Annotated in this window: 16 protein-coding genes; 5 read left to right on the top strand and 11 right to left on the bottom strand. The window is 68.1% G+C overall.

The window, feature by feature from the left end:
- The first annotated feature begins 121 nt into the window (after positions 1–121).
- Positions 122–1,024, top strand: coding sequence for an EamA family transporter RarD (rarD, locus tag ACSAMQ_RS04995; RefSeq protein ID WP_435394592.1), 903 nt, complete (start codon positions 122–124; stop codon positions 1,022–1,024).
- A gap of 456 nt (positions 1,025–1,480) precedes the next feature.
- Here the strand turns inward: rarD and ACSAMQ_RS04990 are convergent, their stop codons facing one another.
- From ACSAMQ_RS04990 to ACSAMQ_RS04940, 11 genes are all read right to left on the bottom strand, one after another.
- Positions 1,481–2,806 carry an ABC transporter permease gene (locus ACSAMQ_RS04990; protein ID WP_435394591.1) on the bottom strand — a complete coding sequence of 442 codons (1,326 nt, stop codon included), beginning with the start codon at positions 2,804–2,806 and terminating at the stop codon, positions 1,481–1,483.
- A gap of 10 nt (positions 2,807–2,816) precedes the next feature.
- Positions 2,817–3,983: an ABC transporter permease gene (locus ACSAMQ_RS04985; RefSeq protein WP_435394590.1), complete on the bottom strand. Its 1,167-nt coding sequence runs from the start codon at positions 3,981–3,983 to the stop codon at positions 2,817–2,819.
- 16 nt (positions 3,984–3,999) lie between these two features.
- Positions 4,000–4,692, bottom strand: a complete 693-nt coding sequence (locus ACSAMQ_RS04980; RefSeq protein ID WP_435394589.1) for an ABC transporter ATP-binding protein — start codon at positions 4,690–4,692, stop codon at positions 4,000–4,002.
- Positions 4,693–4,821: 129 nt separating this feature from the next.
- Positions 4,822–6,087, bottom strand: a complete 1,266-nt coding sequence (locus ACSAMQ_RS04975; RefSeq protein WP_435394588.1) for an efflux RND transporter periplasmic adaptor subunit — start codon at positions 6,085–6,087, stop codon at positions 4,822–4,824.
- A 313-nt stretch (positions 6,088–6,400) separates the two neighbouring features.
- The gene (locus ACSAMQ_RS04970) at positions 6,401–7,780 is read right to left on the bottom strand and encodes a leucyl aminopeptidase family protein (RefSeq protein ID WP_435394587.1); all 1,380 of its coding nucleotides are present in this window, start codon (positions 7,778–7,780) and stop codon (positions 6,401–6,403) included.
- Positions 7,777–8,493: an HAD family hydrolase gene (locus ACSAMQ_RS04965; RefSeq protein ID WP_435394586.1), complete on the bottom strand. Its 717-nt coding sequence runs from the start codon at positions 8,491–8,493 to the stop codon at positions 7,777–7,779. The genes ACSAMQ_RS04970 and ACSAMQ_RS04965 overlap by 4 nt, the downstream gene beginning before the upstream one ends.
- A 212-nt stretch (positions 8,494–8,705) precedes the next feature.
- A complete protein-coding gene (locus ACSAMQ_RS04960) occupies positions 8,706–9,806 on the bottom strand; it encodes an AI-2E family transporter (protein ID WP_435394601.1) in 1,101 nt (366 codons plus the stop codon).
- Positions 9,807–9,838: 32 nt separating this feature from the next.
- On the bottom strand, positions 9,839–10,276 hold the full coding sequence (locus ACSAMQ_RS04955) for a hypothetical protein (RefSeq protein ID WP_435394585.1): 438 nt from the start codon (positions 10,274–10,276) through the stop codon (positions 9,839–9,841).
- Positions 10,273–10,830 (bottom strand): phage holin family protein, encoded by a 558-nt coding sequence (locus tag ACSAMQ_RS04950; RefSeq protein ID WP_435394584.1) that lies wholly within the window; start codon positions 10,828–10,830, stop codon positions 10,273–10,275. Before ACSAMQ_RS04950 ends, ACSAMQ_RS04955 begins: the two co-directional genes overlap by 4 nt.
- Before the next feature lie 2 nt (positions 10,831–10,832).
- Entirely contained in the window at positions 10,833–11,195 is a 363-nt protein-coding gene (locus tag ACSAMQ_RS04945; protein WP_435394583.1) for a hypothetical protein, read from the bottom strand.
- Positions 11,196–11,360: 165 nt separating this feature from the next.
- Positions 11,361–12,797, bottom strand: coding sequence for a Do family serine endopeptidase (locus tag ACSAMQ_RS04940; protein ID WP_435394582.1), 1,437 nt, complete (start codon positions 12,795–12,797; stop codon positions 11,361–11,363).
- A 904-nt stretch (positions 12,798–13,701) separates the two neighbouring features.
- Here ACSAMQ_RS04940 and ACSAMQ_RS04935 point away from each other — a divergent pair.
- From ACSAMQ_RS04935 to ACSAMQ_RS04920, 4 genes are all read left to right on the top strand, one after another.
- The gene (locus ACSAMQ_RS04935; protein ID WP_435394581.1) at positions 13,702–15,855 is read left to right on the top strand and encodes an adenosylcobalamin-dependent ribonucleoside-diphosphate reductase; all 2,154 of its coding nucleotides are present in this window, start codon (positions 13,702–13,704) and stop codon (positions 15,853–15,855) included.
- Positions 15,856–16,125: 270 nt separating this feature from the next.
- Positions 16,126–16,668 carry a hypothetical protein gene (locus tag ACSAMQ_RS04930; protein WP_435394580.1) on the top strand — a complete coding sequence of 181 codons (543 nt, stop codon included), beginning with the start codon at positions 16,126–16,128 and terminating at the stop codon, positions 16,666–16,668.
- A 157-nt stretch (positions 16,669–16,825) separates the two neighbouring features.
- Positions 16,826–17,617, top strand: a complete 792-nt coding sequence (locus ACSAMQ_RS04925) for a TSCPD domain-containing protein (RefSeq protein ID WP_435394579.1) — start codon at positions 16,826–16,828, stop codon at positions 17,615–17,617.
- Positions 17,618–18,219: 602 nt separating this feature from the next.
- Positions 18,220–19,515, top strand: a complete 1,296-nt coding sequence (locus ACSAMQ_RS04920; RefSeq protein ID WP_435394578.1) for a delta-60 repeat domain-containing protein — start codon at positions 18,220–18,222, stop codon at positions 19,513–19,515.
- Positions 19,516–19,647 lie beyond the last annotated feature (132 nt).

Here is a 19,647-nt window from a genome sequence, read left to right as displayed (position 1 = left end):
CTGGCGAGCCCGCGCCTGGCGAGCCCGCGCCTGGCAAGCCTGCGTCTGCCGAGTCCGCGCCTGCTGAAGCGAGAGCCGCTGCGATCGGCTCCGGCGCAACGGCGGAAAAGGAAACCCGCGCATGAATGCCGCCACCGATCGCCGCGGACTGTGGATCGCGGTCGCCTCGTTCGTCCTGTGGGGCCTGATGCCGCTGTACTGGCATCTGCTCAAGGCGGTGCCGTCGCTGCAGATCGTCGCCCATCGCGTCGTCTGGAGCACCTTGCTGGTCGCCGCCTGGCTCGGCTGGACGCTGGGCCGGCATTGGCTGCGCGATGTCCTGCGCCAGCCGCGCAAGGCGGTCATGCTCGCGGTCAGCGGCGCCCTGATCGCGTTCAACTGGGGCCTGTACATCTGGGCGGTCAACGCCGGCCATGTGATCGAGACCAGCCTGGGCTATTTCATCGGCCCGCTGGTCAGCGTGATGCTCGGCGTGGTCTTCCTCGGCGAGCGCCTGCGCACCGCGCAATGGATCGCGATCGCCCTCGCTTTCGCCGGCGTGGCCTGGCTGACCTTCGACTACGGCCGGCCGCCGCTGATCGCGATCGGTTTGGCGGTGTCGTTCGCACTGTATGGGCTGATCCGCAAGCTGGTCGCGGTCGAGGCGGTGACCGGCCTCGGCGTGGAGAACGTCTATCTGTTCGTGCCGGCCCTGGCCCTGATGTTCTGGGGCGAGACCCACGGGCAGGGCAGCTTCATCGGCGGCTGGGGACTCGGCACCGCGTTGCTGCTGGTGATCGCCGGCGCGCTGACCGCGCTGCCGCTGATCGGCTTCGCCTACGCGGTGAGGCGCGTGTCGCTGACCGCGATCGGCCTGCTGCAGTACGTCGCTCCGACTCTGCAGTTCCTGATCGGCGTGCTGATCCTGCGCGAACCGTTCGACGCCGAGCGTGCGATCGGTTTCGCGATCATCTGGGTCGGCCTGGCGATCTTCGCCGGCGAGGGCGTGCTGCGCTCGCGACGGCTGGCGGTGGCGACGGCTTGAGGGCCGGCTGGGTGGGTTGATCTCGCGCTGGGCCGGCTCGCGCTGGGCCGGGCTCGCTTGGAGCGAATCGTCTTGCTTAAGAGCAGATCTCCTAAGCTCCTTTGGTCAAAGTAAGCGCTTCATCTTGGGCGCGAGGTACTTCGCGACCTCGCTTGCGGCGGTCACCGGGCCTCGAAGCGCAACCGCCGCACAAAACCCGACCGAAGCGTCCCCCTTCGACCAAAGGGGGGGCTTCTTGTGGGCAGCGAAGTACCACGGGGCTTCGCTCGGGACGGTCCTGAGTCGCCGAAATGCAACCGGTTCGCAAAAACCGACCGAAACCTCCTCCCTTCGACAAAGGGGCAGGGGAATTTGCTTCGGCTCCGTCGACACCGCACCAACACCGACGAACCCGCCGCATAAAAAACCCCCTTCGCGAGAAGGGGGTCGGGTTTTCGCCAAACAGCTTCGCGCAAGCTACAGCGCGCGCAGGGCCGAAGTCACCGGCAGGTTGGCCGCGCGCAGCGCCGGGAACAGGCCGCCGACGAAACCGATCGCCAGCGCCCATTTCAGGCCGCTCCACAGCAGTTCGCCGGTGACGCGGAAGTCGAAGGTCAACTGGCCGACGCCGCCGGCGATGGTCGAGGCGGTGTAGCCGTTGAAGATCAGCCAGGCCAGGGCGCCGCCGATCAATCCGCCGAGCAGGGCCAGCAGCATCGTTTCCAGCATCACCGCGACCACGACCGGCAACCCGCGGAAGCCGATCGCGCGCAGGGTCGCGATCTCTCTCGCGCGTGTCGCCACCGTGGCGAACATGGTGTTGAGCGCGCCGAACACCGCGCCGATGGCCATGATCGAGCCGACCACGATGCCGATCACCCGGATCACCTTGGTCATGGTTTCCGATTGCTTGGCGAAGTACGCGGCGGTGGTCGTGGTGTCGACCTGCAGGCGCGGGTCGCCGGCCAGGGCTGCCTTGAAGCTCTTGAACTGTCTGGCGTCGGTGAGCTTGGCGATGACCGAGTTGCGCGACGCGCCGCGGCGGTAGGTCGAGGCGACCATCTCGGCGTCGGCCCACAGTTCCGAGTCCATCGCATCGCCGGAGCGGAACACGCCGACCACGGTCCACATTTCGCTGCCGAGGCGGATCTGCTTGCCGACCTGCATGCCGGCGAACTGGCGCACCGCGCCGCTGCCGACCACCACTTCGCGCTTGCCCGATTCGAACTTGCGCCCTTCCACGATCTTCAACTGCGGGCGCACGTCGAAGGCGCGGTCGCCGACCCCGCGCAGCTGCACGCTGCCGTCTTCGTCGGGCGCGCCGCCCTGGATCGGCAGGTTGGCCGCGACCACGGTCTCGGCCGAGGCCAGCGGGCGGCCGTCGGCGCTGCGGGCGATGCCCGGCGCCTGCGCGATGACGTTGATGCTGTCCAGGCTCAGGGTCGACATGACCTCGGCCGCGGACGCGCCGCGCAGGACGATGACGCTGTCGTCGCTGCCGGTGCGGCGCAGGGTCTGCTGATAGCCCTCGGCCATCGACAGCATCGCCACCAGCACCGCGACCACGCCGGCGATGCCGATCACCACCACCGACGAGGAGCCCAGACGCTGGCCCAGGGTGCTGATGCCGACGCCGGCGACCGAGGCGGCCTGGCGGCCGCTGCGGGTCAGGAGCATCCACAGTGCGAACAATGCGGCCAGGCCCAGCAGGGCCGGCCACGGCAGCATCGACCAGGCGACCAGGCCGGCGGCCAGGGCGAGCAACACGGCCAGACCGCGCGCGAACGATTTGATCCTTTTCATTGCGTTCTCCTCAGCGTCCGGCCAATGCGTCGACGATGTTCAGGCGCATCGCCCGGATCGCAGGCAAGGCGCCGACCAGCAGGCCGATGCCGATCATCAGGGCAAGGCCCAGCGACCAACTGTTGAGGCCGATCGGCGGCACGCTGATCGCGCCGCCGCTGGCGGTGCTGACGATCGGGCCGAGCACGCCGGCGATGGCGACGCCGACGACGCCGCCGATCAACATCAGCAGCACCGACTCGGCCAGCACCAGCCATAGCACGCTCTGGCTGGAAAAGCCGATGGTCTTCAAAACCGCCAGTTCCGAGGTGCGCTCGCGCACCGCCTGGGCCATGGTGTTGCCGGTCAACAGGACCAGGGTGAAGAACACCGCGCCCATGATCGAGCCGACGATCAGGCCGATGTCGGCCATCTGCTTCATCCAGCTGGCCGAGGCCGCCGCTTCGGTCTGGGTCTTGGACTCGTGGTCCGAGTTGGCCGAGATCGCGTCGATGGCCTTGGCGATGCGGTCGGCCTGGTTGACGTCCTTGACCTCGGTGACGTACCAGCCGACCTGGCCGGTGTTGTAGGGCGTGGAATCGTCGAAGTACTTCCAGTGCAGCAGGATCATCTGGTCGAACCAGGCCCCGGATTTCTTGTCGGTGGCCGAGATCACCCCGGAGATGTCGAAGATCCAGTTCTTGCTGCCGTCGCGGTTCGGGAAGATCGTCGACTGCAGCGGCAGTTTCTGCCCGACCTTCCAGTTGAAGCGTTTCATCAGGCCTTCGCCGACCAGCACGCCGGTGCGGGTGGCTTCGAAGGCCTTGCGCTGCGCCTTGTCGACCGCGATTTCCGGGTACAGGTCGAGGTAGTTCGGCGCCACCGCGAAGCTGAAGATCTGGTTGTGCGGGTCTTGGTAGGCGCCGCCGAACCAGTTCGCGTACGACACCTGGCTGACGCCGGGCACCTGCGCGATGCGGTCGTTGAGCGACATCGGCAGCGGTTGGATGAAGGACAGGCGCGAACCGGTCTGCAGGCGCTTGGCGCCGTTGGCGCTGTTGCCGGCCTGCTCGAAACTCTCGCGCACGCCGTCGAGCAGGCCGAACAGCAGGAACGCGGCGATGATCGACATCAGGGTCAGCAGCGTGCGCGTCTTGCGACGCATCAGCTCCGCCCAGATCAGATGGAAATATTTCATGAGGGCCGCTCCCGGCTCAGGCCGCGTGCGACTGCTGCTCGACCAGGGTGCCCTTGTCGAGATGCAGGGTGTGGGTGGCGTATTCGGCCGCCTTCGGATCGTGGGTCACCATCACGATGGTCTTGCCGTGCTCGCGGTTGAGCAGCTGCAACAGGTTGAGGATCTCCTCGGCCGATTGGCGGTCGAGATCGCCGGTCGGTTCGTCGCAGATCAACAGGGTCGGGTCGGAGACGATCGCGCGCGCGATCGCCACGCGCTGCTGCTGGCCGCCGGACAATTCGTTCGGCCGGTGCTTGCCGCGGTCGGCCAGGCCGACCAGGGTCAGAGCGATCTCGGCGTTGCGCTTGCGTTGCGCGCCGTTGAGCGGGGTCAGCAGCAGTGGCAGCTCGACGTTCTTCTGCGCGCTCAGGGCCGGCATCAGGTTGTAGAACTGGAACACGAAGCCGACATGGCGGCTGCGCCACTGCGACAGCTGGCCCGAACTCATCCGGTCGATGCGCTCGCCTTCGATCGAGATCTCGCCGCCGCTGGGGTTGTCGAGGCCGCCGATCAGGTTGAGCAAGGTGGTCTTGCCCGAACCCGAGGGGCCCATCAGGGCGACGAAATCGCCCTTGGCGATGTCCAGGTTGATGCCGTGCAGCACCTCGACCTTCTCCGGGCCGCGCTGATAGGTCTTGGTGAGGTTGTTGATCGAAACCAGGGTGTCCATCTTCGACGTCCTCGAACGTGGATCGGTGAAGGAGCGAGGGCGCCGGAGGCGGCGCGGCTCGCGGATTTGGCAGATGGCCTTCGCAGGCGAATCCGGCAGCGGGTCGATAGGCGGGCGGCTCGCGCGCGCTCAGTTCTTGCTATCCGACGAACCGGCGGCGTCGTTTTCGACACGCACCGGGCCGCCGTCGGCGAGCGAATCGGGCGGGGACAGCGCGACGGTCTCGCCGCCGCTCAGGCCTTGGGTCACTTCCTGGTCTTCGCCGAGCTTGCGGCCCAGGGTCACCGCGGTCTGCGCGGCCTTGCCGTCGGCGACCACGAACACCACGTCCTTGCCGTCGCGCTGGACGATCGCCGCGGCCGGCACCATCGCGCTGGGCTTGCGCGCGGCGGCCTGGCCGGGCTTGGCCGCTTCCAGGAAGCTCACCCGCACGCCCATGTCCGGGACGATGCGCGCATCGCGGTTCTTGATCGCCACGCGCACCTTGACCGTGGCCTTGCCGCGATCGGCGGTCGGGATGATCGCGATCACCTCGGCCGGGATCTTCCAGTCCGGATAGGCGTTGAGCACCGCCTCGACCGGCATCTTGGGCTGGACGCGGCCGATGAAGGCTTCGCCGACGTCGACCTCGATCTCCAGCGAATCCATGTCGACGATGGTGCCGATGCCGGTGCGGGTGAAGCCGCCGCCGGCCGATAACGGCGAGACGATTTCGCCGGGCTGCGCGGCCTTGGCGGTGACCACGCCGGAGAACGGCGCGCGCACGATGGTGTTGTCGAGGCCGATGTCGGCGATGCGCAGGCTGTCGCCGGAGACCTCGACGTTGCGCTGCGCGGTCAGCAACTGCGCACGCAGCGAGTCGCGGGCGGCCACGGCCTGCTCGTACTGCGATTTCGAGACCAGTTGCTGGCCGGCGAGGGTCGACAGGCGCCGGGCGTTGGCCTCGGCTTCTACCAACTGCGCTCGTACCCGCGCGGTCTCGCTCTGCGCCGCGCCGAGTTGGGCGGCGCTGAGTTCGCGCTGGGCGTTGGCGTCGATCGGGTCGAGCGTGGCCATGATCTGGCCGGCCTCGACGCGCTGGCCCTCCTCGATCATGACCTCGCGCACCTTGCCGGTGATCTTGGCCGAGACCGTGGCCATGCGCCGCGCGACCACGTAGCCGGAGGCGTCGAGCACCGAAGCGCCGGCGCCGTTGCCGCCGCCGATCGCGGTGACCGTGGCGGTCTCCACGCGCGGACCGGCGCTGCGGCCGAACAGGAACCAGGCGCCGGCGCCGAGCAGCGCGAGCACCGCCACGGCGATGCCGATGAGCAGGCCGCGGCCCGGGCCCGAACGCTCGGGCGGACGGTTGCGGTCGATGCGGAGTTCTTTCAGCAGATCAGCGGATGCACTCATGGTCACAACCAAGACGCCAGATATTGGCTAGTGTGACCGCGGTGGCCCTTGCGCGCCAACGTGCAGAAAGTCAGTTTCTGTCAGCGCCGCTGTCGGCGGTTTTTCATGACAAACGTCATGGTTTCGGGCATTGCGGGCGTCGTGCGGCGCCGATGCCGGCGGCAACGTCGGCGCGATCGGATGCGGATGCGGATGCGGCTTGCGGATTCGCGCCGGGCCCGTGTCGAGCCCGTAGTCGGTCGAGCCGTGCTCGGTCGAGCCCGCGCTCGGACGCATCGAATGCGGCGGGACATGCCCGCCGCATCATGGCCGATCAGCGCGCCGAGCGCGCCTTGAGCATGGCGTAGGCCGCGCGCAGGCCCTGGGCTTCGCCGCCGGCCGGGCGGCCGGGGCGGTCGGCGTCGTTCCAGCTGTAAACGTCCAGATGCGCCCACGGCAACTCCGCCGGGACGAAACGTTCGAGGTAGAGCGCGGCGGTGACCGAGCCGGCCATCTTCGACGGGCCGCCGTTGGCGAGGTCGGCGATGTGGCTGGTCAGGTAGCGCAGGTAAGGACGCCACAGCGGCATTCGCCACAGCGGGTCGCGCTGCTGCGCACCGGCCTCGAGCCATTCGGCCGCGACTTCGTCGCGGTTGGCAAACAGCGCCGGCAGGTCCGGGCCGAGCGCGATTCGCGCCGCACCGGTCAGGGTGGCGAAATCCAGCAGCAGCTCGGGCGCCTGCTCGGCGGCGTAGGTGAGCGCGTCGCACAGGATCACCCGTCCCTCGGCGTCGGTGTTGTCGATCTCCACGCTGACGCCCTGGCGGGTGGCGATCACTTCGCCGGGGCGGAACGCGTCCGGGCCGACCGCGTTTTCGACCGCCGGCACCAGCAGGGTGATCCGCAGCGGCAGCTTGCGCGCCATGATCAGCTCGGCCAGGGCGATCGCGTGCGCGGCGCCGCCCATGTCCTTCTTCATCCAGCGCATGCCTTCGGCCGGCTTGAGATCGAGGCCGCCGGTGTCGAAGCACACGCCCTTGCCGACCAGGGCGATGTGCGGATGGCGCTCGTCGCCCCAGCGCAGCGCGATCAGGCGCGGCGCGCGGTGCGAGGCGCGGCCGACCGCGTGGATCGCCGGGAAGTTCTGCGCGATCAACTCCTCGCCGGTCGCCACCTCGATGGCGGCGCCGTGGCGCTCGGCGATCTCGCGCGCGACCGCCTCGAGTTCGGCCGGGCCCATGTGTTCGGTGGGCGTGTTGATCAGGTCGCGCACGCGCCAGCTCGCCGCGACCAGGTCGAAGACCTCGTCGTTGCCCGTCGCCTCGACCAGCAACCGCGCCGGCGCGCGCGGCGGCGCCTTGTAGCGGCTGAAGCGATAGCTGCCGATGCCCCAGCCCAGACGCAGCGCATCCAGGGTCGCGGCATCGTGCTGGCCTTCGATGCGCCAGCTGCGCGCCGGCAGCGCGAACGGCGCGTGGCCGTAGGAATACGGATCCAGCGGGTCGCCGACCCCGAGCACGCCGGCGGCGATGCCGCCGTCGCCGCCGGGCACGATAACCGCGCTGCCGGGCGCGCCGTCGAAGCCGTGCGCATCGAGCCAGGCCAGGGCCGCATCGGCCAGGGTCTCGCGCCAGGTCTTGAGCGAGGCGCGGCTGACCAGGACCAGCGGCAGAGCGTCGCTGGCGTCGTCGGTGAAACCCAGGGGCAAAGTCATGCGGCAGCGGTATCCGTGCGGTGCGCCGTGTCCAGCCAGTCGGCCAGTGCGGCAAGGGTGGCGAATTCGAGGTCGGGGCGCAGCTCGGCGTGCGGCCACGAGCGGCCTTCGCGGTTGATCCAGCAGGTGCGCAGGCCGGCGCGGGCGGCGCCGACGACGTCCATCTCGATGTCGTCGCCGACGTGCAGCACCTGCGCCGGCTCGACCTCCAGGCGGGCGCAGGCGGCGTGGAAGATGCTGGCGTCGGGCTTGGCCCGACCGTGCTCGCGCGCGCCGAGCTGGAAGCGGAACAGCGGCATCAGGCCGATCCGCTGCAGGTCGGCATTGCCGTTGCTGAGCGCCGCCAGCGGCACCCGTGCGGCCAGGCGCGCGAGCGCCTCTTCGCTGTCGGCGTAGTGCTCGACCTCGCAGCGCGCGGCGAAGAACACGTCGAAGGCCGGCGAGACCAGGGCGATGTCCTCGCCGGCCTCGCGCAGCATGTGCTCCAGGGTCAGCCGGCGCTGCTGGGTGAAGTCGTGGGCCAGGTCGGGGCGCTCGGCGGCGATGCGGTCGCGCAGCTCGCGCATGGCCTGGGCCGGGTAGCGTTCGGCGGTCAGCGGCGCGTGTTCGCGCAGCCAGTCGCCGAGGATGCTTTCGGCCCGGATCATGACCGGCGCGATCGGCCAGACGGTGTCGTCGAGATCGAGGGTGATGGCGCGTACGGGAAAGCTCATGGCGCCATTTTAGCGCGCCGCGGCGCGGGGTTTGGGCGATGCCGCGCAGGGAACGCGACCGGAGCGGGCCGGCTGGGCGGGAACCGGGGCGCATGAACTCCGAAGGAGCCGCCGCGAGCCGCTGCCGGCGCCGGCCCGGGCATCCGGGAGCGGGGCGTGGTTCCATCCGGCACCAGGCGAGCACGCCGGCGCCAGACGAGCATGCGGCACCGTCACTCCAGCAGCTTCGACCAGCCCCCGAGCCCCTCGATCCGCGCCAGCAACAGTTTCACGCAGACCAGCATAGGCACCGCTAGCAGCAGGCCGATGATTCCCCACAGCCAACCGAAGAACATCAGCGCCAGGATCAGCACCAGCGGCGACAGCCGCATGCTGCGGCCGAGCACGATCGGGGTGACCGCCTGCGATTCGATCGCGTGCAACAGCAGATAGACGCCGGCCGGCAGCAGCGACGGCAGCAGTTCGTCGAACGCGACCAGGCCCGTCATCAGCATGATCAGCATGCCGATCAGCGGGCCGACGAAGGGGGCGAAGTTGAGGATCGCCGCCATCGTGCCCCACAGCAGCGCTTCCTGCAGCGGCACCCCGAGCGCGTACAGCGCGCCGGCCAGGGCCAGGCCGACGCCGGTGTTGATCAGGCTGATGGTGAGCACGTAGCGCGAGATCTCGCGCTCGATCGAGTGCAGGATGTCGATGGTCAGCCGTTTCTGCTGCGGCCCGGGCAGCAGCGCGATCGCTTTGCGTTGCAGGGACTCGCCATAGACCATGAAGAAGAAGGTCAGCAGCACCACCGCCAGCACCTGGGCGACGTATTTCGGCGTCGAGGTCAGCACGCGGTAGGGGTCGTTGAGTTCGGTCTTGATCACCTGCACCGGCTTGCTGGTGCTTTCGCCGCCGGCGGCGCGGGCGATGTTCTGCGCGGCGCGATTGGCCTCCTGCATCGGCTTGGTCATCTCGCGCAGTTTCGGCGCCAGCTGTTTCATCTCGCGCGGCACCTGGCGCACCCATTCGCTGGCCGGCTCGACCAGTTGCAGGGCGAGCACGCCGGAAATCGCCAGCCCGCCGACGATCACCGCCACCGCGCCGACCACGCGCGGCAGATACAGCCGCTGCAGCACGCGCAGGATCGGATTGCCGACCAGGGCGAAGAACGCCGCCAGCAGGATCGGCAGGATCAGCTCCTGCGCGGCCCACAGGGTGTAGCCGACCGCGAGCACGGCGAGGATGGACAGCGGAACCGGGGCTTTCGGCCGCGTGGCCGCAGGGGGGCTCGCCGCTGCCGCGGGTTCGGGCTCGGCCGAGTCCGGTTCGATGGCCGCAGCAGGCGGTTGCGGTGCGGAGGTGCTCAAGGCTCGATCGATTCGGCGTGGTCGGTGCGTGCACTGTGCGCCGTCGTCCGCGGCGGCGCCACCGGCGCCAGGCCCGGGGCGACCGCGCCGGTGGCCTCGGCCACCGCCCCGGCGTTTTCGGCGGCCTGGCCGGCTTCGCCGGCGGCGCGACCGGCCTGATCGGCCGCGTTCTGCGCACTGCTGCCGGCGAACAGGCCCGACAGCATGGTGATGATCTGCATCAGGTTGCTGCTCTTGGCCGCGATCTTGGCCGGCTCGGCCCGGCCCATCAAAAAACCGCTGACCAGGCCGGCGACGACGATCCGGCCCGGCGTCCAGGCCTCATGCCAACGCGCCTTGAGCAGCGCTTTGCGCTCGAGCGCCTGTTCGTAGCGGCCTTCGAGCAAGTGTTCGCGCTTGTGCACGCGCCGCTGCAGTCGTTCGAACCGGGTCATGGTGCGTTCTCGTGATCCTTCTGCTGTCCCTGGCCGTGATAGCGGGCGGCGTGGCCCGCGTCGGCGGCCAGGTGCGCCTGCAGTTCTTCGTCGTCGAGGTCGCCCATGCCCAGGCGCCGCAACTGGCGCCGGGTCGCGTGCAGGCGGGTGAACTCGAAATAATGCACCGCCTGCCATACCCCGACCACGGCCACGACCAGGCTCAATCCGGACGTGGTCAACATCGAGGCCAGCCACGACCAGCCCAGCACGCCCTGCAGCAGCGCGATCAGCGCGGCCATCAGCAGCAGCCAGGACGAGGCGCCGAACACGATCGCCACGCTGACCCACAGCAGGGCGCGGCCGAGCGCACTGCGGGCGAGGGCGAAGTCGGCGATGAACAGGCCGCGCAAAGCGCGGCCGGTGTCGATCGCCGCCGACAGGCCTTCGCGCCCGGCGTCGCGGATCTCGCGGTAGGACTCTTCGATCGACGGCCCCCGCCCCGGCGCGGCCGGGTCGGGGATCTCGTCGCCGCCGGGAGCGGGGGCGGGACCGCTGCGGCTCGGGTCGCTCACGCTTACTTGTCGCTGCTGCGAGCGAGCTTGGCGATGATGAAGCCGGCCGCGAAGGCGACGCCGAACGAAGCCAGCGGCCGTTCGCGCACGAGCTCGGCGGCGCTTTCGATCAGGTCGCGGCCCTTGTCCATCAGCGCGTCGACTTGCTCGCGCGCGGCGCCGCCGGCGTGTTCGGCCGCGGCGATCCCGGCCAGCGCACTGTCGGCGAGGTCGGACTTCACGTTGGCCTTGCCGAGCTTGAGCTCTTCGCCCGCGACGCCGGCGGCGCTGCGGATGGCCTCGCCCGCATCGCTGGCGGCCTGCTTGAGGTGGGTGCCGGCCTGGCCGAGGTTGGTCTTGATGGCGTCGGTCGAAGTGGGGGTCATCGTGGTGTTCCTCCTGCTGCATGGATGAACCGCTGAACGAGTCCAGGGTTCGAGCGGTCCGTCGACGTACCGGGCGGTCCCGGCCCTCGACGGCATTGATCGGATCGCGCCGCGGTGCGGCGCGCATTCATGCCGATGGCAACGGCGCAGGATGCCCCCGCGACGTTACTGCATCTGCAGATCGCCGCGACGATTGCCGCGAACGATCCGCAGCACCAACTGTGCCGGAGCCCGCGTGAAGCTCGCGCGGAAGCCCGGAAGATCGTCGAATTCGCCGCTGGTGGCGGCGACGATGACGTCGTCCTTGCGCAAATCGTTCTTTTCGGCGCGGCTGCCGCGGGCCACGCTTTCGACCACCACGCCGGAGAAGCCGGACTGGCGCAGGCGTTCGGGCAGCTCTGCGAAGGTCGCCCCGCCCAGGCGCGGGTCGAGTTCGGCGCCGGCCACCGCCTTGGCCTGTTCGCGCAGGCTCGCGGTGAGCTGCAGCGGCTGGCCGTCGCGCAGCACTTCCAGGGCGATCCTGCTGCCGATCGGCTGCAGGCCTTCGAAATTGCGCAAGGCATCGCGGCCGTCGACGCGCTGGCCGTTGGCGGTCAGGATCACATCGCCGGGCTTGAGGCCCGCCGCGGCTGCGGCGCTGCCGGCGAACACCCGCGCGACCAGCGCGCCGCGCGGCTCGCCGAGCTTGAGCGCGGCGGCCAGTTGCGGGGTCACGTCCTGCGATTCCAGGCCCAGGCTGCCGCGGCGCACCACGCCGTTGTTGGCGATCAGCTGGTCCTTGATGTTGCGCGCCAGGTTGGCGGGGATCGCGAAGCCCAGGCCGATGTTGCCGGCCATGCTCCCCTGCGGGTTGAAGCTGGCGGTGTTGATGCCGATCAGCTCGCCGTTGAGGTTGACCAGCGCGCCGCCCGAGTTGCCGGGGTTGATCGACGCGTCGGTCTGGATGAAGTTTTGGTAGCCCAGGCCGCGCAGGCCGCTGCGGCCGACCGCCGAGACGATGCCCGAGGTCACGGTCTGGCCGATGCCGAAGGGGTTGCCGACCGCGACCACGAAATCGCCGACCCGCAGCGCGTCCGAGTCGGCCAGGGTGATCGCGCTGAGATTCTGCGCCGGCACCCGCATCAGGGCGATGTCGGTGTCCGGATCGGAGCCGACGAAATCGGCCTTGATGGTGCGGCCGTCGGCCAGGGTCACCGAGACCTCGTCGGCGCCCTCGATGACGTGGTGGTTGGTCAGCACGTAGCCGTTCTTGGCGTCGATGATCACGCCCGAACCCAGCGATTCATTGATCCGTTCCTGCGGGATGTTCGGGAACATGCGGCGGAAGAACGGGTCGTTGGCGAAGGGGTTGCGGATGCGCACGGTCTGCTTGGTGTGCACGCTGACCACCGCCGGAGTGACCCGCTGCAGCATCGGCGCCAGCGACGGCACCGGCTGGCCGCCGACCGAGGCCGGCAACGCGCCCGCGGTCGGCAGCGGCAGGGTGACCGCGGCCGGCGACGCCTGGGCCGGCGATTGCAGGCCGTCGCGGATCGCGGTGGCGGCGAAGCCGCCGAAGGCGGCGGCGAGGGCAAGGGTCAGCAGGGTCGGCAAGGGACGCATCGAGTCGCTGTTCCGGTCAACGGTGGAAGGGAAAGAGGGTGGGACCCAGATCGTGGCGTCGACGCCGGCGATCAAGCCCGCGCGCCGGCGGGGCATGCCGGCGGGGGCATGCCGACAGGGGGCATGCCGACAGGGGCTTGGACCGCGTCGGCGCGATCTCGTTCAGTGTCGCGGCCAGTGTCGGAGAATACGAATAAATAACCGATGAAGTACCGGCTGGATCGTTGCGCCGCGGTCTCGTCGCGAGCGTTGCGCGGCCGCCGCGGCCGATCGCGTCGAAATTGGAATGCGTGACCGCGCCAACACAGACAAAGCGTGATAGCCATCAAAAAGCCGTTGACATCCAGAAACACCGGGCGTAGCTTGAAGTCTCTGCGACGCCACAACATCTAGTGGTCGGCTTCGTAGAAGGAGCCCAAGCATAGGGGTTCGGCTTGGGTCGGTCGGTGCGTAGCCTAGATAGCGAGCGGGCGCATGACGGATACGGGCGCGAACCGCGAAGACCAGCCAATCACCGCACGTGGCGCGTAACCAACGCGAACGCGTGCGTCGCCGTCGGCGGGGGGCTGGCGGCGGCTCCGACACCCGGTTCCGGTCCGCCGGCACCAGGCGGCAATACCGCGACATCCCGCAACACGGTGTACACGCGCGACTCGATACATGGATGAGCTGACGGCAGCAAAGCGAACGCAAGGCCCCGGTTACCGATTCGACCCATACCGATTCGACCCAGGTCTCGACGAAGACCCGCTTCACCGGCAACACGCAACAGGCAAGACGCGGCACGCACGACCCTGACAGACACCGGCTTCAGACAGACCCCGGTTACCACGTACAAAAAGAAACCACCGATGGCGGGCGCAACCGAACGGCCCGCCGTCAAGATTCAGGAGACGAAACAGGCATGAGCACGGTGCGCCTCGAGGCGGTCAAGAACGCGGTGGCAGATAAAGACATCGCCCTGCAACCCGCGTCCCAGGACATCTGGGACAAGAAATACCGCCTCAAGACCAAGAGCGGCGAAGCGGTCGATAGCGATATCGACGCCACCTACCAGCGCGTGGCACGCGCCCTGGCCGACGCCGAGCCCAGCGCCGAGAAGCAGCAGTACTGGTACGAACGCTTCGTCTGGGCGCTGCGCCGCGGCGCCATCCCGGCCGGCCGCATCACCTCCAACGCCGGCGCGCTGGAGCACAAGCCCGCCACCTCGACGATCAACTGCACCGTCTCGGGCACCATCGAAGACTCGATGGACGGCATCCTGGAGAAGGTCCACGAAGCCGGCCTGACCCTCAAGGCCGGCTGCGGCATCGGCTACGAGTTCAGCACCCTGCGACCGCGCGGCGCGTTCGTCGCCGGCGCCGGGGCCTACACCTCCGGTCCGATGTCCTTCATGGATATCTACGACAAGATGTGTTTCACCGTGTCCTCGGCCGGCGGCCGCCGCGGCGCCCAGATGGGCACCTTCGACGTCAGCCACCCGGACGTGAAGGACTTCATCCGCGCCAAGCGCGAAGACGGCCGCCTGCGCCAGTTCAACCTGTCGCTGCTGATCACCGACGGCTTCATGGACGCGGTCAAGACCGACGCCGACTGGCCGCTGGTGTTCCCGGTCAACATCAAGGAACAGGGCGACGTCGACCTCGACGACCCGAACCAGGTGGTCTGGCGCGACTGGCCGACCACCCGCAACTACGTGGTCCGCGAGGACGGCCTGGTCGCCTGCAAGATCTACGGTCACATCCGCGCCCGCCACCTGTGGGACATGATCATGGTCTCGACGTACGACTACGCCGAGCCCGGGTTCATCCTGGTGGACCGCGTCAACGAGATGAACAACAACTGGTGGTGCGAGACGATCCGCGCGACCAACCCCTGCGGCGAGCAGCCGCTGCCCCCGTACGGCGCCTGCCTGCTGGGTTCGGTCAACCTGACCAAGTTCGTCCGCAACGCCTTCACCGACCGGGCCGAGTTCGACTGGGAGGAATACAAGGAAGTCGTGCGCGTGTTCACCCGCATGCTCGACAACGTGGTCGAGGTCAACGGCCTGCCGCTGGAACAGCAGCGCGCCGAGATCATGCGCAAGCGCCGCCACGGCATGGGCTTCCTCGGCCTGGGCAGCACCGTGACCATGCTGCGGATGAAGTACGGCTCGGCCGAGTCCTGCGAGTTCACCGAGCGGATCGCCCGCGAAATGGCCGTGGCCGGCTGGGAAATGGGCCTGGCCCTGTCCAAGGAGAAGGGCCCGGCCCCGATCATGGAAGAGCGCTTCGCCGTCACCGCCGAAATGCTGCGCAAGCGCCCGGAGATGAAGGCCGACGGCTGGAAGATCGGCCAGGAGATCCCCGGCAAGGTCCTGCACGCCAGGTACTCGCGCTACATGCAGCGGGTGGCCGGGGTGGCCCCGGAGCTGGTCGAGGAGCTGGCCGACATCGGCGCGCGCTTCACCCACCACAGCTCGATCGCCCCGACCGGCACCATTTCCCTGTCGCTGGCCAACAACGCCTCCAACGGCATCGAGCCCTCGTTCGCCCACCACTACAGCCGCAACGTGATCCGCGAAGGCAAGAAGTCTAAGGAAAAGGTCGACGTCTATTCCTTCGAGCTGCTGGCCTACCGCGAGCTGATCAACGCCAAGGCGATGCCGTTCAGCGAGGAAGCCGAGGCCAAGCTGCCCGACTACTTCATTTCCGCCGACGACATCAGCCCGAAGGAGCACGTGGACGTGCAGGCGGCCGCGCAGAAGTGGGTCGACAGCTCGATTTCCAAGACCGCGAACGTCCCCACGGACTACCCGTACGAGGACTTCAAGGACATCTACCGCTACGCCCACGAGCAGGGCCTCAAGGGCTGCACCACCTTCCGCTTCAACCCGGCCGCCTTCCAGGGCGTGCTGGTCAAGGAAGCCGACCTGGAAAACACCACCTACCGCTTCGAGCTCGAGGACGGCAGCGTGCTGGAGGTCAAGGGCAACGAACAGATCGAGTACGACGGCGAAATGCACACCGCCGCGAACCTGTTCGACGCCCTCAAGGAAGGGTATTACGGCAAGTTCTGATTGGCGCACCGAAGCGCCCGCCCGGTCCGCCGGGCGCGCGCGGCAGGTGGGTACGATCGCGCAGTACGGGCACGGCGGCCGTTACGCCGGACGCGGAATTCAGGCCGATTCCGCGTTCATCCGCCAGCTTTCGCCGCTACGGCCTCGGGCGCTGAAGACCGACCCCTGTCTACGCCCGCGCAGCAGGTATAGCATCGCTCCGGCAAGACCCCGGTTACACGTACCGCGAACGTACCGCCCATTAGAAAAAACGCCCACGAGGAGGGCACCATGAGCAACGGTAATGGAGTGACGGCGACCCTGACCCAGGCCGCCGAGAACGTCAAGGAAACGGCGTCCAACATCGGCAGCGCCATCGCCAACCGCGCCGAGGGCGCCGTGGCTTCGGTCAAGAAGACCGCGACCAAGGCCCGCAAGGCCGCCAAGAAGGCCGTCGGCACGGCCAAGAAGAAGCTCGCGACCGCCAGCGCCAAGGCCAAGAAGGAAGCGACCGCCCTGAAGGCCAAGGCCACCGGCAAGAAGACCGCGAAGAAGGCTACGAAGAAGACCGCCAAGAAAGCGACCAAGAAAGCCACGGCCAAGAAAACCGTGAAGAAGGCCGCGAAGAAGGCGACCAAGGCCGTCAAGAAGGTCGCGAAGAAGGCGACCGCCAAGAAGGCCGCCAAGAAGGCTCCGGCGAAGAAGGCCGCCAGCAAGAAGGCGACGGCCCGCAAAGCCCCCGCCAAGAAGGCTGCGGTGAAGAAGGCCGCGAAGAAGGCGACCAAGAAGGCGCCGGCGAAGAAGGCCGCCAAGAAGGCCGCGAAGAAGCGTTGATCGATAGGCGCCTCGCGTTTCCGCCCTCTCCCGCGCTGCGGGAGAGGGTCGGGGCGAAGGCCGCCGGCCGGCGCTGTCCGGTCCCCAGCTGGGTATCCGCGTCACCCGTTCGGCGCCACCACACAAGAACAAGCACGAAGCACCAGGAGTCGGGCCCATGGCCGTCAAGATCGAAAAGAAAATCAAGGGCTACAGCGTCGTCAGCCAGGAAGACAAGACCAAGGAAGCCGCAAAGGCCTCCGCGGCCAGCGCCGCCGCGGCCGCCAAGGCCGACGAACTGCCGGTCGCCGACGTCATCCAGATGCACGAGCGCATCGAGCGCCCCGAGATCCTGATCGGCTCCACCTACAAGATCAAATCGCCGCTGTTCGAGCACGCCTTGTACGTGACCATCAACGACATCGTCCTCAACGCCGGCACCGAGCACGAGTCGCGCCGTCCCTTCGAGATCTTCATCAACTCGAAGAACATGGACCACTTCCAGTGGATCGTCGCGCTGACCCGGATCATGTCCGCGGTGTTCCGCAAGGGCGGCGACGTGACCTTCCTGGTCGACGAAATGAAGGCCGTGTTCGACCCGCGCGGCGGCTACTTCAAGGCCGGCGGCGTCTACATGCCGTCCCTGGTCGCCGAGATGGGCGCCATCGTCGAGGACCACCTCAAGTCGATCGGCATGATCCACGACCCGGACATGAGCGACGCCCAGCGCGCCCTCATCGCCGAGAAGCGCGCCGCCTACGAGCAGCGCGGCTCAAAAAAAAACTCTGACGTAACCGCGGCCGCCGCGCTCGGCGCCGCCGAACCGCGCAGCGAAGACGTCGCCGTGACCGGCGAGGGCGCCTCCTTCCCGCCGACCGCGACCCTGTGCCACAAGTGCAGCACCAAGGCCCTGGTCCTGATGGACGGGTGTGCGACGTGCTTGAATTGTGGGTATTCGAAGTGCGGCTGAGGTTGATCGGGTCCGCGGCGAAGTGCATCTGATGCGCGCGCGCCTGAAGGCCGCCAATTGGAGACCTGCAGGTCGCTAGTACGTATGCCTAGAAATTGCTAATGCCTATGGGGCTCTTCGGAGCCCCATTTTATCTTTGACGAACTGATTTTGCCCAAAGCGGGCTGCGGAACTACGAAAAACATGGGGTTCGGTGCTACCAAGCGTAGGTGGCCAAAGTCTCCGGAACGTCTCAACGACGGAGATTCGCCTTGGGCACAATTAGCAGAGGGAGGGATGCTGAGTATCCGAGCAGCACCTGGGGCCTGCTCACCATTGCACGCATAAGCATGTCCTGGACCGGCAAACAGGGCGACGGGTGACCTGTTCCGGTACGTGGGCGACTGCGGCAACGGACCGTCAGCGCGATGGAGCCACCCGCACGCAGCGCGATTACTTGCGCGGTATCTGTAATCAAGCACGGATATCGTCGGCAAGCGACGCCGCCCCGCAACAGCAGCCTTCGAAATCTTGCCCACTCGGCGCATCGCCGCTGCACAGCAAACGGCGGTGTGGGGTGAGCCAAGAATGGATTCAATCGCAGTCAACAAGGAGAGTCAGCAATGATCAGCGACACGATGAAGATATCGTTTGGCAGCGCCCTCAGCGCCCTCAGCGCCCTCAGCGCCCTCAGCGCCCTCAGCGCCCTCGGCGCACTCGCAACGCCCGCACAGGCCGCATCGCTGGACCCCACGTTCGGTTCGGCCGGCATCACCGCCACCGCATTCGGCAACTACGGCGCCGCCGCCCGGGTGGTCGTCCAGCCGGACGGACGGATCGTCGCCGCCGGCCAGACCGCACTCGGTGAGTTCGCACTGGCGCGTTATACGGCCGCGGGTGCGCTCGATACGAGCTTCAACGGTACCGGCAAAGTCGCCACCATGCCGTCCGGCAGCTGCCCGGGGCAGGCGCGCGCACTCGCCTTGCAGGCGGACGGCAAGATCGTCGTCGCAGGCACTTCGTGTCCGAACTTCACCTCCACCCGCAACTTCACCGTTTATCGCTACAACGCGGATGGCTCGCTGGACACCAGCTTCGGCAGCTCAGGCAAGGCGACCGTCAATTTCTACGCGGGGGCTTCGGAAGCCCATGCCGTCGCCGTACAGGGCAGCGCGATCTGGGTTGCGGGCTATGCCGGTTCCGGTTTTGCGCTGGCGCGGCTTACCAGCAGCGGAACCTTGGATTACAGCTTCGGCAGCGGTTCCGGTACCGTGACTTCGACGGTCGGCACCGGCGCCGCCTTCGCCAACAGCCTGGTCGTCCAGGCGGATGGCAAACCCGTGCTGGCCGGCTACGCGTCGAGCGGCGGCACCGTGTTCGCGTTGACGCGCTACACCACGAATGGCGCGCTGGACACCACGTTCGGCACCGGCGGTAAAGTCCTGACCAATGTGGCCGGCACGTCCAGCGGCAACTCCGCCATCGCCACTTCGCTGGCGATTCAAAGCGACGGCAACATCGTCGTCGCCGGCTACGCGAAAAGCACGAGCGCCGACTACTACCGAGTTGCCGCGGTTCGTTACACGAGCGCCGGCGCGCTGGACAGCTACTTCGGGTCCGGCACCGGCAAGGTCCTTACCGCCATCGGCAGCGGCGATGCGATCGGCAGCGATGTCGCCATCGACGCCAATGGAGGCATCGTTGTCGGCGGCTACTCCAAGGCGGGCAGCTACCGCCAGTTGACCTTGAATCGCTACGACCCGTACGGCAACCAGGACGCCAGCTTCGGGCCTGTCGCCACCGCCGTCGGCAGCGCGAATGCCGCTGTTCAAGGGCTCACCCTGCAAGGCGACGGCAAAATCGTCGTGGCGGGCTACGGCAACTCGCCAGCGACCTTCGTGGTTGCGCGCTATCGATAACTGCCGTTCTAAATCGACGGCTTCAACGGCAGCATGAGGGCCGGCCCCTCTCGTCCGGTGCGGCGGAGGTGTCTCCCGGGAAGACCTCGATCTGCGTGGGGTAGTTGGGCGCACGGCCGTGGTCGGCAACCG

Origin of the sequence: Lysobacter sp. 1R34A, assembly GCF_051217035.1 — a bacterium.
Lineage (GTDB): Bacteria > Pseudomonadota > Gammaproteobacteria > Xanthomonadales > Xanthomonadaceae > Lysobacter.
This window is presented reverse-complemented; position numbering and strand designations above follow the sequence as displayed.